This is a genomic window from Oryzomonas sagensis (assembly GCF_008802355.1).
GTDB lineage: Bacteria > Desulfobacterota > Desulfuromonadia > Geobacterales > Pseudopelobacteraceae > Oryzomonas > Oryzomonas sagensis.
Genome location: NZ_VZRA01000001.1, coordinates 1685320 through 1701635 on the forward strand (window position 1 = coordinate 1685320; position 16316 = coordinate 1701635).

General features: G+C 59.9%; 14 protein-coding genes. 3 read left to right on the forward strand and 11 right to left on the reverse strand.

The annotated features are described in order from the left end of the window. Nucleotides 1-293 precede the first annotated feature (293 nt). Both F6V30_RS07815 and F6V30_RS07820 read left to right on the forward strand, forming a co-directional pair. The gene (locus tag F6V30_RS07815; protein WP_151156342.1) at nucleotides 294-1664 is read left to right on the forward strand and encodes a sensor histidine kinase; all 1371 of its coding nucleotides are present in this window, start codon (nucleotides 294-296) and stop codon (nucleotides 1662-1664) included. 20 nt (nucleotides 1665-1684) lie between these two features. Beyond that, nucleotides 1685-3835, forward strand: a complete 2151-nt coding sequence (locus tag F6V30_RS07820; protein ID WP_151156343.1) for a GGDEF domain-containing response regulator — start codon at nucleotides 1685-1687, stop codon at nucleotides 3833-3835. A gap of 61 nt (nucleotides 3836-3896) precedes the next feature. Here F6V30_RS07820 and F6V30_RS07825 read toward each other — a convergent pair whose 3' ends face one another. The 7 genes from F6V30_RS07825 to F6V30_RS07855 form a co-directional block, all read right to left on the reverse strand. Next, complete coding sequence (locus tag F6V30_RS07825; protein ID WP_151156344.1) at nucleotides 3897-5426, reverse strand: Ppx/GppA phosphatase family protein; 1530 nt, start codon at nucleotides 5424-5426, stop codon at nucleotides 3897-3899. 10 nt (nucleotides 5427-5436) lie between these two features. After that, the gene (locus F6V30_RS07830; RefSeq protein WP_151156345.1) at nucleotides 5437-6315 is read right to left on the reverse strand and encodes a CHAD domain-containing protein; all 879 of its coding nucleotides are present in this window, start codon (nucleotides 6313-6315) and stop codon (nucleotides 5437-5439) included. Nucleotides 6316-6457: 142 nt separating this feature from the next. Beyond that, nucleotides 6458-8380: a transglutaminase TgpA family protein gene (locus F6V30_RS07835; protein WP_151156346.1), complete on the reverse strand. Its 1923-nt coding sequence runs from the start codon at nucleotides 8378-8380 to the stop codon at nucleotides 6458-6460. Beyond that, on the reverse strand, nucleotides 8367-9185 hold the full coding sequence (locus F6V30_RS07840) for a DUF58 domain-containing protein (protein WP_246163313.1): 819 nt from the start codon (nucleotides 9183-9185) through the stop codon (nucleotides 8367-8369). Before F6V30_RS07840 ends, F6V30_RS07835 begins: the two co-directional genes overlap by 14 nt. Nucleotides 9186-9229: 44 nt before the next feature. Next, a complete protein-coding gene (locus F6V30_RS07845; protein ID WP_151156448.1) occupies nucleotides 9230-10147 on the reverse strand; it encodes an AAA family ATPase in 918 nt (305 codons plus the stop codon). A gap of 292 nt (nucleotides 10148-10439) precedes the next feature. Beyond that, on the reverse strand, nucleotides 10440-12020 hold the full coding sequence (locus F6V30_RS07850; RefSeq protein ID WP_151156347.1) for a methyl-accepting chemotaxis protein: 1581 nt from the start codon (nucleotides 12018-12020) through the stop codon (nucleotides 10440-10442). Nucleotides 12021-12157: 137 nt separating this feature from the next. Then, a complete protein-coding gene (locus F6V30_RS07855) occupies nucleotides 12158-12628 on the reverse strand; it encodes an OmpW family outer membrane protein (protein ID WP_191965606.1) in 471 nt (156 codons plus the stop codon). A 182-nt stretch (nucleotides 12629-12810) separates the two neighbouring features. On the opposite strand from F6V30_RS07855, the gene F6V30_RS07860 reads away from it, so the two are divergent. After that, a complete protein-coding gene (locus tag F6V30_RS07860; protein WP_151156349.1) occupies nucleotides 12811-13011 on the forward strand; it encodes a hypothetical protein in 201 nt (66 codons plus the stop codon). A gap of 469 nt (nucleotides 13012-13480) precedes the next feature. Here F6V30_RS07860 and F6V30_RS07865 read toward each other — a convergent pair whose 3' ends face one another. From F6V30_RS07865 to F6V30_RS07880, 4 genes are all read right to left on the reverse strand, one after another. Then, on the reverse strand, nucleotides 13481-13993 hold the full coding sequence (locus tag F6V30_RS07865) for a molybdopterin-dependent oxidoreductase (protein WP_151156350.1): 513 nt from the start codon (nucleotides 13991-13993) through the stop codon (nucleotides 13481-13483). 165 nt (nucleotides 13994-14158) lie between these two features. Next, entirely contained in the window at nucleotides 14159-14989 is an 831-nt protein-coding gene (locus tag F6V30_RS07870) for an acid phosphatase (RefSeq protein ID WP_151156351.1), read from the reverse strand. A 125-nt stretch (nucleotides 14990-15114) separates the two neighbouring features. Continuing rightward, nucleotides 15115-15690 carry a PAS domain-containing protein gene (locus tag F6V30_RS07875; protein ID WP_151156352.1) on the reverse strand — a complete coding sequence of 192 codons (576 nt, stop codon included), beginning with the start codon at nucleotides 15688-15690 and terminating at the stop codon, nucleotides 15115-15117. Between the two features lie 499 nt (nucleotides 15691-16189). Beyond that, nucleotides 16190-16312: a YezD family protein gene (locus F6V30_RS07880; protein WP_338042765.1), complete on the reverse strand. Its 123-nt coding sequence runs from the start codon at nucleotides 16310-16312 to the stop codon at nucleotides 16190-16192. Nucleotides 16313-16316 lie beyond the last annotated feature (4 nt).

Below are 16316 nucleotides of genomic sequence, written 5' to 3' on the forward strand. Positions count from 1 at the left end.
TTTGTAAATACTCCATTTCAGGTCCCCATTATCCCGCTTCCACGTAAGGATCAATTCTTGCATTGATTGCCGGTGCCGGACTCGTCTCCCTCGAAGGGGATGGGTGGCAAGAGGGAGCGCCGGTCTGTTGCTGGCGGTCGTGGGAGCGGTGTGTGTGCCCCGACACGCCTGTTGCCGTTTCCGGCGTTTGGCCGTTGGAAACCGCAATTAGGCGGAATCTGACCCCATGGGGCACACATGCTTTGTGGGGGCACCGGCGGATTGGTGCCGATTTTGAGGGGTTAGGAAACAGTATGAACGAGAATTTTTTTCAGACGGTTTTCGAGCAGGCGTCGGAAGGGATTGTCCTGATCGATGGTGCCAGCAGGTACCTGCTGGAGGCGAATAAGGCCTTTGCGGAACTGGTCGGCTATCCCGGGGAACAGTTGTTTTCCATGACCCTCAATGACGTTATCGACCTTTCTCCGGTAGGGGTCGAGAGGCTCTATAATCAGGCTCTCACCGGGAAAGACCCGTATGTCGGCGAGGTGAAATGCCGGCGGCAGGGCGGCGCCCTGATAGACGTGGAACTAAGGTTGAGCCTGATCCATTTTGGGGAAAAAGAACTTTTCTGCGCCTTCATACGTGACATCACCATGTACCGGCGGGTGGAAAAGGACCTCCTGGAAACGGCGGACAGGTTCCGGCAGGCGCTCTTTGCCGCGCCCCTTCCGATCATGATTCATGCCGAGGACGGCCTCGTGGTGGTGATCAACAGTGAATGGACCAAACAAACCGGCTATGCCTTCAAGGATATTCCCACGATCGATGCCTGGGTGAGGAAAGCCTTTGGCACCGACTCCGCTTCGATGTTCGAGAAGCTCGGTTTCCTGTATAAAACCAAGGCCGCCTGCACATATGAGGATCTGCCGGTGACCACCAGCACCGGCGAGAAACTCGTATGGAACTTCTGTTCCGCTCCCGCAGGCACCCTCCCCGATGAGCGCCGTCTGTTCATCACCATCGCCATGGACGTTACCGCGGGCAAGCGCACCGAAAACGACCTCACGGCCGCACTTCACGAAAAGGACAGCATGTTCAGGGAGGTCCACCTGCGGGCGAAGAACAATATGCAGGTCATTATGAGCCTGCTCAACCTGCAGTCGCGGTACATAAACAATCCCGATGCCCAGGAGTTTTTCAAGGAGAGCCAGGAACGGGTCCGGGCCATGGTGCTTATCCATGAGATGTTGTGCAACTCCGGTAATCCGGCCCGGATCGATTTCAACGACTATGCGCGGAGCCTGGTGGGGGGGATCATAGGCGCCTACAGCCCCGGCCAGAGTAATCTCCAGGTGGAAATGCGCATCAGCCGGATAGTCGTCAGCCTTGAAATAGCCGTGCCCTGCGGCCTTATTATCCACGAACTGGTTTCCAACAGCCTGAAACACGGCTTCCCGGACGTCAAAAACGGAATGATCAGCATCGATTTCGATTGCGACGAGGCGGGGTTATACACACTTGTGGTAGGCGACAACGGCATCGGCCTTCCCAGGGGGCTCGACATGGGGGCGCCGGCCACCCTTGGCCTGAGCCTGGTCACCACGCTGGCCAAACAGCTCCAGGGGGTCGTTGAGTTTATCGGCACCTCCGGAACGGTGTGTAAAATTTCATTCAGAGGATAGCCCCGGGAGGGGAAGCGCACATGTCCGGTAAGGTGAAAATACTGGTCGTTGAGGATCAGGCCGTTGTTGCGGAAGACCTCAAACAGACGTTGCAGGGGATGGGATACGACGTTCCCGCCGTGGTCTATTCCGGGGAATTCGTCCTCGATGCGGCGGCGGAGGAACGGCCCGATCTCATTCTGATGGACATCTCCCTCGGAAAAGGCGACGACGGCATCATGGTCGCCGAAAAGGTCCGCGCCCGTTTCGACATCCCGGTGATTTACCTCTCCTCCCATGCCGATGACGAAACGTTCCAACGTTCGCTCCTGACCGGCCCCTTTGCCTTCCTTTTAAAACCGTTCGATTCCCTGCGCCTTCGCCAGACCATCCAGATTGCGCTCGCCAAACATACGATAGAAAAGCAATTGAAGGAGAGCAGCGAGCAGTACCGCACCATTTTCGAGGTGAGCGGCAGCGCCATGATGATCGTGGACGAAAACGGCACCATCGCCATGGTCAACGAAGAGTTCGAACACCTGTCCGGTTACCCCAGGGAAGCGGTCGAATATCGGAAAGAGTGGTCGGACTTCTTTGTGATGGAACAGTTTGCCGCCAAAGAGATCCAGCAATGCCTGAAAGGGACGGCCAACGGAGCCGCTTCGTTGGATGCCGCCTCCCTGTTCATCGGCAATAACCAGCGTACCAGCCATGTCTGCACCAAGATCAAGAAGGTGCCCGGCACGGAGCGGTGCGTTGTGTCGCTGATCGACATTACCGAGATCAAGCGCGCCGAAGAGGAAATCCGCACCCTCAATGCCGAATTGATCAAGGTGAACACACTCCTGAAGGAAGAGGTCGCCGAACGCAGGAATTCGGAAAAACAGCTCCAGCATCAGGCGAGTCACGATGCCCTGACCGGCCTCCCCAACCGGGAACTGCTCTTCGACCGTCTGAAGCAGGCCCTGGCCTACGAGGACCGGCATAATAACCTGCTGGCTCTGATGATCCTCGATCTGGACAATTTCAAGACGGTCAACGATACGCTCGGCCACGTTGTCGGAGACATTCTCCTGAAGGACGTGGCCAAACGTCTCCAGCAGTGCATGCGGCAGTACGATACGGTCGCCCGGTTCGGCGGCGACGAATTCGTCATCGTCGTCAACGAGATGCCGGACATCCACGACATCGTAAAGTTTGCCGAAAAGGTGCGGGAGTTATTCCTGCGGCCGTTCTATATCCTGGATCAGCCCACCTATGTGACGACCAGCATCGGCATCTCCATCTACCCGCTCCAGAGCACCACCGTCGAAGGGTTGCTGAAAACGGCCGACATGGCCATGTATCAGGCCAAGAGTGAGGGGAAAAACTCGTTTCAGTTCTTCACCGAATCCATGAGCCTCAAGAGCGACGAGCGGGCCACCATGAAAAAGCGGCTCCGCTCGGCGTTGGAACGGGAAGAATTCCTGCCTCACTATCAGCCGCGCATCGACGCCACCACGGGAAAGATCACCGGGATGGAGGCGCTGATGCGCTGGCAGCCCAAGGGGGCACCCCTGGCCTTCCCCGTGGAATTTTTCCCCATGCTGGAAGAAAGCGGCCTGATCGTCCCGGCCGGCGAATGGCTGCTCGATAAGGTGTGCCGCCAGAACAAGATGTGGCAGGACCGGGGGATGGAGCCGCTCCGCGTGGCGGTAAACACGTCTGCCCGGCAGTTTCACCAGGACGACTTCACGGAAAAGGTCGCCCAGGCCCTTTCCGCTACCCGGCTCGATCCGCATTACCTCGAAATCGAGCTTCCGGAAAAGATCATCATGGACAATATCACCGAAAGCGTGCGGAAGCTGGGGGAGTTGCGGGAGATCGGCGTCAAGATTTCCCTCGACAATTTCGGCACGGGCTACTCATCGCTCAGCCACCTGAACCGGCTCCCCATCGACGAGTTGCAGATCGATAAGTCCCTGGTCAACAGCATTACCTTCGATCCGGGCGAGGCGGCGGTGGTCTCCGCCATCATAACCATGGGGCACAGCCTGGGTAAGAAGCTCGTGGCCGAAGGGGTTGAGTCGGAGGATCAATACCTGTTCCTTGCGCATCAACGGTGCGAAGAGATGCAGGGACACTACTTCAGCAGGCCGCTGCCGCCGGACGACTTTGAAAAGCTGGTGCGGCTGTTTCCCGTCCCGGCATGATGTAACCTTCTTATTTTACCGCATCAGTGCCTCTGTGGCCCTGCGGCATCTTCTCACCCGGTTAGCTGGTCACGAAGACGATGTTCCCCCCAAAGGCCTTTTCGAACAGGTCCTTTTTGGCATTGCCGCCGAAGATCTCCACCGAGATGTCCTCGGTTCCCAAGAGTTTCATCCGGTAATCACCCTCGGTGTGGAGAAGCTCCACCACCTCCACCAGGCCGCTCCGGCGCCGGTCAAGACCGTCGGCGAGGCGCAGGATGCCCCCCAGCCGGCAGACGGTCTGCCGATCCTTTTCCGACAGGCGCAGGAATTCCACATGCTTTTTCTTGGGGAGCGATTTGCGGTGATAGCGGGCGATCTGGGCGATCATCTCCCGCTCCTGGGGGGCAAACCCGAACAGGTCCGCATGGCGGATCAGGTGGTAGGAATGCTTGTGATGGCTGGTGTAGCTGATGAAGTAACCGATATCGTGCAGGTAGGCCGCGGCTTCGAGGAGCTTCCGTTCCGGCTTCTTCAGGCGGAACTCCTTGCTCAGGGAGTCGAACATGGCCAGCGCCATACCGGCCACATGACGGGAGTGGGGTTCGTCGAAGTGACAGGAACGGGCAAACTCCAGCACCGACCGGCGCCAGTTGCGTTGGCCCTGTTCCTCCGCCATAAGCCCGAGCCGCCTCATGCACCGGATGATCAACCCCTCGCGGATGCCGCGCTCGTTGACCAACAACGTGTTGGCACCGAAAAAACGCATCAGTTCGTCAACGACACCGAGACCGGCCACGATGATGTCGGCCCGATCGGGGTTCAGGCCCGGTATCGCCCGCCTCCCCTTGATGTCCCGCCGCATCAGCATGGCCAACAGGTGCACCAGTTCGGAGCGCAGGGTCTCGTAGCCGTGGACCGATGAATACTCCTGCCGCCGCATGTTCATGACCATGTAGCCCAGGGAGGTGATGGTGCCGCCGGAGCCGATGAAGGTCTGGACGGCGAGTTTCTGCCCGGAAAAGGCCCTCTTGAGTTCTGCCCGCACGTGGCGTTGAAACTTCTGGAAATCGGCCGTTCTGATCGGGTCGGTGGGGAAAAAACGCTCGGTCAGGACCACGGCCCCCAGGTCGAGGGAGTAGTACTCTTCGATATGATTGCCCAGGGCCGTGACGATCTCCACGCTGCCGCCGCCGATGTCGATCATGGCATACCGTTTGCCGTTCATCTCGAAGTTGTGCAGGGCGGATATGGCGGCCAACTCGGCCTCCTCTTCGCCGGAAATGACCCGAATCTCCCGGCCCAGTTCCCGGCTCAGGACCTCCACCAATTCGGGGCCGTTGGCTGCACTTCTGACGGCGCTGGTGGCCACCGCCTCGACCTCGGTCACCTTCAGGCCGTCGATCAGTTTGCGGATGCGGCTGATGGCCTCCACAGCCCGGGCAAAAGCCGCGGGAGAGACGGCTCCGGTCTTGCCGAGCTGTTCGCCGAGGCGCACCGTGGCCTTCTCGTCGTCCAGGACCATAAAGCGTCCCTGCTGCTCGGCTTCGACCACGATACAGCGGATGGAATTGGTGCCTATGTCGATGGCTGCCAGTCGTGTTTTTTTCATTACAGGCCTCTTACACCGAGAATTGGTAACGGATCGGGCGTTGTTCGAGCAGCAGGGCAAGGTGCTCGAGATGGTTCGCGGTCAGGCGTGCGACCAGGGCATCGAGCGCCGCTGCCCCGTCAGGGGCAAGGGGCGCTTCATGGGCGAAAGCCCCGAACACCCTCAGGTCGTTGAGGTCGCCGAGCAGTTGCTGATACTCTTTGAGCAGCTCCAGGGTCTCACGGTAATCCTGCGGAAATATCTCGGCAGCGATCTCCAGAAAATAGCGCCACCGTTTGACGGCTATCCGCAGCGCATGGCGGTTCTGCACGTTTTCCGTCACAAGCGCCCCCGGAAGGTGGCGGCAAATCTCTCCGTACAGGCGCAGGCCCTCTTCCGAAAAATATGCCGGGATGGAGGTCGGCGCCCCAGGCCTGTGTCGGCCGTCAGCCGGCTCCCGCACCCATGCGGCGTAGCGGTCGATCACTCGCTCCATCCTGGCCGTATCCAGTTTTTTCAAGAGCCTCCGAACCTTCAGAGCCTCGGATTCCCGCCTGGCGCGCAGATGGAGCAGCAGGGGGGCGAACGTGTCGCCTGTTCCCCGTTTGTCGGGGGCGTTTCGGGAGAAGAAGATGATCCCTTCGTCCAGGTTGCGCAGCTCGCCAATGCCGCGGGTCAGGCGCCGGATCGACGGACGGGCGCGGGGCGCCTCGTCGCCGGGGCACAAGGCCCCGAAAAAATCAAGCGCCGCCCTGAGCCGGCGTGTTGAAACCCGCAGGTCATGAACGGCGTCCACAGCGTCGCAGCGCAGGCAGGCCTCCCGGTTTTTGAGCAGGCCTTTCCAGCGCGCCCTGACAACGGCGGCGGCGCGTTCCCGGTAGTTTTCCCTGCTGTCGTCAGGCTCCGGCACGGATTATCCCCCATACTGCGGTATATCTGGACTCCTTAAGAATTCTAGCCCGTTTCGGCGGGATGGCAATCCGCCCCCTGCCGGAGGAAAACAGGGGTATTGTATGCAGTGGGCCGATTAATGCAAGTGTTACGGCACGCCGTCATGTTCTTGTAACAAAACCGTCTGCCAGAATCCGGCGCAGTCGCGCCGCCTCCTGTGGGGTAAGCTTCCGGTCCCGGTACACGGCTCCGGCATAGATGGCCGCGAATTCCCGCACCTTGTCGTTGCCGGTCTGCCCGGCGGTTTCGAAGAGTCCCTGGCTACCCGGTTGAATCCGCATGCCGCAATCGCGCTCGACCAAACGGTAGAAACGCCGCAACAGCCGCTCGTTACGCGATGTGAACAGCCACGGGCGGCGGCCAATGACGATCAGGGCGAAGACCAGGGCCAGGGACAGGAGCAGGTAGGGGAGGGCGGCCCGGGCCGTCGTGCCCGCCTGGAATTTTTGCAGGCGCTTGCCGGCGCTGCGGGCGATTTCCACCTGCTGTTCGAAGTCGTAGGTGACGATGGTGCGGTTCCAGGTATGATCGAGGGAGTCAAGGAGCAGGCGCAGCCTCGCCGTCAGGCTGCGCTGCTTTCCGCCTCCCCATACCTCGCCGGCGTTGCGGGCCAGGCTGCTGGGGTCCACCCGCAACCAGCCGCGGCCGTCCAGGTATGCCTCGACCCAGACATGGGCCATGTCGTCGCTCACCAGATAGTAGCCCCCCAGGTCATTGTAATCCCCGCCCAGGTAACCGCCCACCAGCCGCGCCGGGATGCCGGCGGCCCGCAGGAGCAGGGCGAAGGCGGAGGCAAAGAACTCGCAGTTCCCCTGTTTCTTTTCAAACAGGAACTGTTCCAGGGCGTGTTCGCCGGTGGGAAGGTCGCGCATGCTGTAACGGTAGTTGTTGTCGCGGAAATGCCGTTCCAATAGTTCCAGCCTGCGGGCGTCGTCGGTCCCCCGGCGCCTGATATCGCCCGCCAACTGTTTTACCCGCTCCGGGATGCCGGTGGGCAACCTCAGGTAGAAAGAGCGGTTAATGCCCCCTGCCGTCGGCAGGATACCCGAGGTTATTGATTCCGTCCGGTAGCCCAGGCGCCGGGTGATCGGCCCCGGATACTCGAAGGTGCCGTCCGCGGCGCCCCGCGCCCTGGGCAGGGCGATCATGGCTGGTGCATCCAGGCTGAAGAGGGTGCGGGAGGGGCCCGGCTCCGGGTAGACGACCTGGGCGATGCGCGCCCCTTGGTACAGCAGATGTTCCGGCGGCACGGCCGCATCCCGTACCCAGCGGTGTCCCTCCATGCGGTTGAAGACCGTGCCGCGCCAGTAGAGTTGTTGTTGCGGCTGCCGGGACATCTCGGCCCGGAAGGCTATGGTCCGCGACATCGCTACGGTGGCGCTGGCGCCGGGTTCGACCTTGTCGCTGAAACCGGAGGGGCGGGCTGCCGGGGCGGCCATGATATTCCACAAAGGGATCTGGGTGCGGGGCAGGATCGGAAAGAAGAGCAGCAGGAGCGGCAACGAGGCCAGCGGCATCGCCACCCCGACGGCCAGTACCTGGCGCAGCTGGGGGCGGGGCAGGGCCATGCGGCCGTCCTGGGCGTGAAAAGTGAGGAGAACCAGTGATACCGCCACCAGCACCAGCATGAGGGTCAGGTAGAGCAGGAAGAGGGGACTGAGGTCGAACAGGGAGGATGAGGCCAGGCAGAACAGGGACAAGGCCGCAATCTGCAGATGGTGGCGCACGCTCTTCCCGCCGCACAACCTGACCGCCAGCATGATGGCCAGCGCGCTCACCACCGGCTGGACCGGGTTGGCGCGGCTGAACTGGAATGCATAGTAGAGGAACACCGGCAGAACGGCCAGGTTGAACTGCCAGGTTTTGAGGGGCCAGACGCCCCGGCGGTCCTGCCAGATGCCGGCCAGCAAGCCTGCCGCCAGGGCCATGCGCGGTGGTGCGGTCAGCCAGGGGAAGAGCGGCACGATCCCGCACAGGGCGATGGCGTAGGAGAGAACGGCTGTGAGCGAACTAATCGCGACCATAGAGGGCAAGCTCCGCCAGCAGTTTCATGCCGTGGTGCCGGCCGATTTCGGCCGGGATGACCTTTCCGTTGCACCTGAGCCCGACCGGCCGCAGCCCTACCCAGCGCCTGACCAGCCAGGCCGCGCGGGAGATGCGCTGCTCCACTCCCTGCCCCGGCAAGGAGTCGAGATCGATGACCAGGGGCGCCGCCGTCTGCCGGCCGAACTCCTTGACCAGCAACTCCTCGCTGCGGGCGGAGAGTTTCCAGTGAATCATCCGCAACGGCTCACGGCCGGAGTAGGTCGCGATCCGTTCCAGTTCGCCGTCCAGGCCCCGATCCTGCCGGGAGTTGCTGCCCTGGCGTTGCGCCTCGTCGCCGTCGCCGACCGTCACGCCGGCCTGCAGCCGGGGAAAGACGATAAAACGGCAAGCCGTTGCGAATGTCCAGTAGCGGGTGAAGAAGTTCACCGGAAAGGCGGAGCTTATGGTGATCCGGTCGATGGCGGCGTGTCCCCGGTGGGGGAACGTGAGCGGTACGCTCCCCTCGGCCGATGTGCCGCAGCCGATCAGGGGGAAGGTAATCCCTTGGCCGCCGGGGCATTCCAGGCGGATCAGGAAGGAGGTGCTGTGCCGTTTGGTGTTGTGGATGCGCAGGCGGAAGGGGGCGGCGGTTTCGGCGAAGATCTCGGCCGGCGGGACTATTTCGGGGACGAGTCCCTTGATGTTGCGCATGCCGGCATACCCGGTGACCGACATGAACGCCAGCAGCCCCGAAACCACCAGAAAGAGCAGGTTGTTGCCGGTGTTGACGGCCGAGAAGCCCAAAAGGAGGGTGATGGCGATGTAGAGCGCCCCCGCCTTGCTGATCTTCAGGCCAAAGGAAGCGCTATGGCGGCGATGAGTGCCCGTAGCAATTCTCCCCTGTCGACGGTTTCCTGATCGGGCCGCATGACCAGGCGGTGAGCGCAGACCGGGACTGCAATCCCCTTGACGTCGTCCGGCGCCACGTAATCGCGCCCCTCCAGAAAAGCTGCCGCACGGGCAGCCTGGGCAAGGCTGATGGCGGCCCGGGTGGAGAGGCCGGTCTGGATCATGCCGTGGCTGCGGGTGGCCGCCACCAGGGCGTAGATATAGCCGACCACCTTGTCCGAGAGGTAGATGCCGGTTTCGACGCACCGGCGCGCGGCCAGGATGTCGGCAGTCGAGGCGACCGGCGTCATGCCGCCGATCCGCTCGCGGATGCCGCCTCCGGCGATGATGCCCTTTTCCAGGTGTTCCGGGGGGTAGCCGATGCCGGTGCAGATCAGGAAACGGTCGAGTTGGGATTCGGGCAAGGGGAACGTGCCGCTCTGGTCGGAGGGGTTCTGGGTGGCGAACACCATGAAGGGGTCGGGCAGGTGGTGTGTCGTTCCCTCTACCGTCACCCGCCGTTCTTCCATGGCCTCCAGCATGGCGCTCTGGGTGCGCGGCATGGCACGGTTGATCTCGTCGAGGAGGACGATGTTGTTGAAGATCGGCCCCGGCAGGAAGGCGAAATGCCCTTCTTCCCGGTTGAATACCGACAGGCCGGTGATGTCCGAAGGGAGCAGGTCGCTGGTGCACTGCACCCTGCCGAAGGAGAGGCCGCTAATACCGGCCAGGGCCAGGGCGATGGTCGTCTTGCCCAGGCCGGGCAGGTCCTCGATCAGGATATGCCCGCCGGTCAGGAGGGCGACCATGGAAAGGCGCAACACCTCTTCCTTGCCGTGGAGATAATCACGGCTCAAGGTGTCGAGCATGGTTGTCATGGTACGGTTATGGTCGGGTAGCGCCACGTTCTGTCCTTTTATGAATGCTGCCGGGGAAGGATGGAGCAAGAGGTAGCTTTTGCTGATAGACAGTTTACCACAGGTGCGCGTAAAAGTGCATTCGGATAGCCGTGTGATGTGGAATGTTCGTATCCACGGTGGGGGAGGGCAGGCACACGGTCTACCCTGCAAACACGAAACGGGAGATGGCGTCTCCCGTTTCGTGTTTGCAGCCATATTCCCTAACAACCGGACGGTGGGGGTGATGACCCGACCGACCGCTGCTTTCCTGCTACGAAAGCTTGAACTGTCCCACGAGCCGTTTCAGGTCGTGGGCAAGATCCGCCAGTTGGTTGGCTGCGGCGGCTGATTGCTGCGCCCCGTCCGCCGCCCCCTGGACGACGTTGGTGACCCGCTGGATATTGCAGCTGATCTCACTGGTGGTTGCCGTCTGCTGCTCGGCGGCGGTAGCGATCTGGTTGACCTGAGTCACGACGGCGCGGATCTGTTCGATGATTTCAAAGATCGCCTCTCCCGAACTGGCGGCCTCTTCGGTTCCGGCCTCCACTTCTTTAACGCCTTCTTCCATGGTGGCGACCGCACTCTTGGTCTCGCTTTGAATCGCCTTGATCATTTTGCCGATCTCGTGGGTGGCCTTGGTGGTCCGCTCCGCCAGGGCGCGGACCTCATCGGCGACAACGGCGAAACCGCGTCCCTGTTCCCCGGCCCGGGCCGCTTCGATGGCGGCGTTCAGCGCCAGGAGGTTGGTTTGGTCGGCGATGTCCTCGATGGTGCCGACGATCTCCCCAATCTGGTCCGATCTGCTGCCCAACGATTCGATGGTCGTCGCCGATTCCCGCACCTTGTCGGCGATGCGGGCCATGACATCAATGGTTCTTGACACCACTTCGGCCCCGGCGGTAGCGGAATCGTTCGCCCTGTCGGATTCCTCCGCCGCTGCGGTGCAGTTCGTGGCGATATTGCTCGAAGTTGCCGCCATTTCCTCGCTGGCGGTGGCCACCGTGTCCGTCTGGCTGACCGCATCGTCGATGCCCGCGGTCATTGTCTGGGAGGTGGTGAGCAACTGGTCCGCGGAGGTCGACAGCGCCGCTGCGTTCTGGGCGATCTGGGTCATGATGTCGTGGATCTTGGAAATGAGTCTGTTGATCCCAACGGCAAGATGGCCGATCTCATCGTCGGACGACACCTGGATGACCGTGGTCAGGTCGCCGGCGCCGCTGGACAACTCGTCGACCTTTTGGGAAAATGCCAGGATATGTTTGATGATTGCCGCTCTCAGGAAGAGGAAGATCGTTCCGAGCAGGACGAAAAAGAACAGAACGCTGGTCAGGAAAAGGGTTATGGACGTCTCTTTGGCGCTGTCGTATCCCTCCTGGATGGAGGTTTTCAGGAGCATTCCCCCCAGAAATTTGGGGGCGGCGTCATGGCACTGTTTGCAGCGTTGCTCGTTCTCGAAGGGGATGGCGAGGTTGAGCGCTTTTACGCCGTTTTCTTCGGTTTTGAACTCGATGGTTTTGCCGAGTTCAAGCGCTTTTGCAATGGCGGGCTGCACCGCACCGTCTTTGGTTTCAGACTCCTTGGCGTGCTCGTCGTAGATCTTGAGGTCGAGAAACAGCTTCTTCTCTTTATTTTCACGGATGTACTTGTTGACCTCTTTCGAGTCGCCCTTCATCATGTAGTCGTCGATGTCTCTAATGAATATCGCCGCCAGGTTCCGCGTATTCTTCAACTGCAACTTCATGGTCGAGTTGGTTTGCTGCCAGATCGAAATCGCCATCATGGCTGCCAAGCCGCAGCCGAGTGAAATCCCAAGGATTGCCAATACCTTGAAAGCCAGTTTTTTTCTGAGCATTCCCTTACCCCTCTAACCGATATGTGTGCCGAAGGTGGAAACTATAGCTGATGGCCGTTCGGTAAGTCAAATGATGATAAAGTGTATACACTTATAATCGGTTGGAATGGCAAGTTTATTATAATTTAATGAGTTTGTCAGAACTTGATGTGCACGCCGATGCCCAGTGATTGGGGAGGCGTGCTTCTGTCGCTCGTGGGGGGATCATTGGTGAAGTGCAGATATTTGTAGTCAATGACGAGCGACGAATTGCCGCTCAGGTTGAAACTGACGCCGGCCTGGCCTGCCACGCCTGTTTTCAGTTTTGTGGGAGCGTCCGTGGCGGTTGCATCCTGGGGGAGGGCATAGGCCACGCCGGTTCCGATGTACGGGGTGACATTTTTCAGCAAACTGAAGCCGTATTTGGCGGTCAGCAGACCGGGGCTCTTGCCGGTCGTATCGGTGGCAACAGGCCGCAAGATGCCGTATCCCAACGAAAAACCGTCCTTCTCTTCGCCGGCGCAGCAAACGGCAGCTTTCACGATGGCAACACAGGCTAGGGTTGCCACCGCCAGGAACTTCTTTTGAAGCTTTACGCCTCGTATGTGGTTACCTGTTGTAATGTCCATTCTGGATTCTTTTGCTGAATGTTTTGAATGACCCTTTATGGGTGCCCGTCTCCGGCGCATGCATGGGATGTGACCAGATATAGGTGGATATTCTCCGTTCAATTGGCGATAAAAGCAACGCCAATATGTACACTCCCACAAACGCAGCGATGAATAATCCGAGCATCATGCCGGTCGCATAGATGAAGCTGAAGAAGACTGTCATACCCGCCATCCTTTCCGGGCGGTCCGGTTTGCCCTCTGACCCCATTATACGCCTGTTTCCGGCGATCGGCAGCGGTGATTTTTCGCAACGGCGTACCACCATCGGCAATGGCGTGGAGGCGGAATGCTGTGATCGGGTTATTGACATTGAGGATAAAGGTGGTATCTTTTATCCTTAACGGGGCCGCAGCAAACTACCGGGAGGCTAAAAATGCAGAGACCGGAACGTCATGATAGCAGCCGAGATCGAGACCATGGAGCGTTGCAGAAGGTGATGGCGATGGATGCCATTGTGCCCACCGGAGCCATGGGCGTGTTCACGCTTGGCGTCATACTCTTTGCCGGCCTCGTGGCCAGGATGTGGTGGGTTGCCCACAGTTGAGCAAACTCTCTCCGTCCGCCTTTTGCCGCTCGCAACGTAGAGGCTTGCGCTGATGGGGGTAGATTCATAATCCGTTCACGATGGAAATTGCCCATAAGGCACCCCGTAGCTATCCCTCCGTGCTACGGGGATTTTTTTGTCAAAATCAATAATTGGTGTCGCGCCCCAATGAACCGGTGGAACAACCCTGGCCCCCTCAAGCGCGTGCGGCCGCCACCGGTTGGGGGGGGGCGGCGCTGCCATGCCGATGCCCGCCCCGTGGGTAATCAGACGACCTCGCACACCTCGATGAGCCCCAGGTAGCGCATGCGTCGTGGTCCGGGCCGGTTGTCGTTCGCCGAGACAAGGGCGAATTCCCCCTCGTTTTCGTCCAACGGCTGCCCCTCCCTTTCGAATGCCACGATGGCCTTTTCGCCGACGACGGTATTAATGATCTCCTGCCAACTGAAGAGCGCCATATAACCGTCGTTGGCAGTGAGTTTCAGGTACAGCCTGTTCGGTGCATGATGCTCCGTTATGATTACGGACGCCTGTTCCAGGATATCCCGCAGCAATACCCCGCGATAGCTCTTGATGGCCCCCTTCTCCGTGCCGCTGCCGCAGATAATGGGCAGCGCCCCGATCTCCAGGGATGCCATCTTCCGGAGATCGGCAACGGTCAAGCAAAGAGGCCTCTCCACACGTCCTGTCACCCTCAGTTCATGGGACATGTATTCCGGGCCGTATTTATGCTTTCCATGGGGTTTGGTCTCCGGTCGTATGTTTTCGGTGCGGTTCATTTATGCGTCCTCTTTTGATATGGATTTTCTTATGACCTGTTTCGCGTTCCCGGTAATCCTGCGCTTTTCGTTTCAGACAGCCAAGGGCTCCCGAATGCCCGTACCCCGTGGTTACGGTTTCCCAATCATCCCCATCCCGGTTGTGTCTATAATGGTTCGGGGCACCTAGTTGCCGCTGGGCTGAGGCGCAGCAGCCGGGGGCAGGGCCAGCGCCTCGGCCTCGGTCCGGCAATCGCGGACAGGTAACAGCCCCTTGGCCCGCGCCGCGGCAAGTTCGGTCCGCGCTGCCTCGACATCCGCCCGGAAGGCGGGATCGGCGTGCAGCCGGGCCACCACCGCTGCGGCAACGGTACGTCCTTCGTTCACGTCGCTCTGCCAGTGCACGTTGCACACGATCCGGCTCTGGCCATAGGCCCTGCCCCGAACCAGGATCGCATCGGCCTGTTCCGGCGCGATCTCGCTCAGGATGAGCGCCCAGGTCCACCCGGCCGTGGTGTGCCCCGAGGGGTAGGAGCCGCTTGTGCGCAACCGCTGTTCATAGTCCGGGGTACAGATCCGCTCCCCGTTCACCATGAAGGGGCGGGGGCGCTTATAGGTATCCTTCGGCCGGGAGACGGCGTTACCCGCGTCGGCCAGGGTACGGCGCAGCAGGCGGAAGAGGCGAGGGGTATCCTGCTCGGTGATGCGGGCGTTCAGGGCACAGGAAAAACTTTCGGCCGCAGCCGGAAAGGAAAGGTCGGCATCCTGGATGGCCAGCGCCCATCGGGCCGAATCCCGCAGGGGGAAGCTGGCGTGGCTGGTTTCCTGATCGAGCGCAAACGCGGTCGAACCGGTGGCAGGTGGCGGGGGGAGCAGCGCTATCATGTCGGGCAACTGCTTGGACGGCAGGTAGCCCTGAGTCCTCCCTTGGGCGGTTGGGGCCGTGTCGTACTTTTCCACTGTCGCACAACCGGCCATGAGCGCCAGGCACAGCAGCATTGGTGCCATGTTTCCCATACGTCTTCCCTCTCCTCTTATCACGTTATGATGGCGCCTTCGCTTCAGGTCGGGCGGCCGGCATCGGAACGAACAGAATGATTGCGGCGGGTGTGCAGCATAATTACCGGCACTCTACGATGCTTTCAAACGTGCAGATCCTTTGTTTCCGCAAGCTTTCGTATCAAGCGCATGATAACGGGTTTCAGCACATTTCCTGACGTGAATGTTTTGCTGCGGGCATGGTACAGGGGGAGCAAGGGGTTCAAAACTTCCCGTTTCATAAACTCCATCAAGTCACGGGCCTGTTGCTTGGCCCTCTCTCGGATAGTTACGTTCCGGGCGATGCACATGACCCCCACGATTTCGCCACTCGGCAGAATCCAGGGGAATTTGGTGACGGAAACCTTTACTATTTCGCCATTTTTGTGGGTTATGGTTTCGCGTTGGTCTTCAATCGGCTTGCGATGTTTCATCACCCAAAGGTCATCCTGAAGAGCCTTTTCAGCCTGTTCTCGGGGTAAAAGGTCAAAATCGGTGTAGCCTCGGATGGTGTCCATGTTGAGACCATAGTGGCGGGCCTTGGTTGCGCTGGCGCAGATTATTTTCCCACCCGTGAACTCGCCCCGTTCATTGGCAAAATATTCTTTGATTACGATGGAATCACTCGTATGCTGCATGAAAGCATTGAATATCAATACTTCCTGCATCGATCTTCCCATGGATGTTTCCTTTCATGCGACGATACCCATAAATGGGGAATTCACTGGGAGAGTTCCCGATTATACGATTGTACGGTTCACAATTACAACATGTTGTGCCGTTTTATCAACTTCAAAGTTGAGCTCGAAGTGCTTTCGACTGGCGGGCGCACCCATGGAGTGCGTATAGCAGAACAGGTTGAGAACTCATGCGCTTTCAGTCTGTTCTGCCGAACTTGAAACAAGAAATCTTTTTGCTGTTTGTGCCGTTACACTTGGTGGGTAATGTGTTGTGGCAAGATATGGCTCTTGGGGTGAAGGTCGCAGCTATAAAAACCGGTGCCGCCGATCAAGCCGGCCGCATCACGCGGTCTTTGGTGCATGATGATATGGTCATGGTGCGATCTCCCGTAGAAAACGAAACGAGGCCGAGGGAATGGTTCCCCCGGCCTCCAGCTGTCTCGTCAGCGCGGCATACGATATTTTGTTGTTGGTCTGCGGAAGTGGGGACGTTGGCTTGTTAAATCCCGCCGCCGTCCACATACCCGACCTTGTTGAGCCGGATCTTCTCGCTCTTGTCCACCTGGATCACCCGGCCGTCCTGCACCACCAGGGTCACCGTGCCGAAACGGATCGAGCTCAGCGCC

Coding starts and splice junctions, on each gene's coding strand:
- F6V30_RS07815 (WP_151156342.1), top strand. CDS start 294: ATGAACGAGAATTTTTTTCAGACGGTTTTCGAGCAGGCGTCGGAAGGG.
- F6V30_RS07820 (WP_151156343.1), top strand. CDS start 1,685: ATGTCCGGTAAGGTGAAAATACTGGTCGTTGAGGATCAGGCCGTTGTT.
- F6V30_RS07825 (WP_151156344.1), bottom strand. CDS start 5,426: ATGAAAAAAACACGACTGGCAGCCATCGACATAGGCACCAATTCCATC.
- F6V30_RS07835 (WP_151156346.1), bottom strand. CDS start 8,380: ATGGTCGCGATTAGTTCGCTCACAGCCGTTCTCTCCTACGCCATCGCC.
- F6V30_RS07845 (WP_151156448.1), bottom strand. CDS start 10,147: ATGACAACCATGCTCGACACCTTGAGCCGTGATTATCTCCACGGCAAG.
- F6V30_RS07850 (WP_151156347.1), bottom strand. CDS start 12,020: ATGCTCAGAAAAAAACTGGCTTTCAAGGTATTGGCAATCCTTGGGATT.
- F6V30_RS07855 (WP_191965606.1), bottom strand. CDS start 12,628: ATGGACATTACAACAGGTAACCACATACGAGGCGTAAAGCTTCAAAAG.
- F6V30_RS07860 (WP_151156349.1), top strand. CDS start 12,811: ATGAAGCTGAAGAAGACTGTCATACCCGCCATCCTTTCCGGGCGGTCC.
- F6V30_RS07865 (WP_151156350.1), bottom strand. CDS start 13,993: ATGAACCGCACCGAAAACATACGACCGGAGACCAAACCCCATGGAAAG.
- F6V30_RS07870 (WP_151156351.1), bottom strand. CDS start 14,989: ATGGGAAACATGGCACCAATGCTGCTGTGCCTGGCGCTCATGGCCGGT.
- F6V30_RS07875 (WP_151156352.1), bottom strand. CDS start 15,690: ATGGGAAGATCGATGCAGGAAGTATTGATATTCAATGCTTTCATGCAG.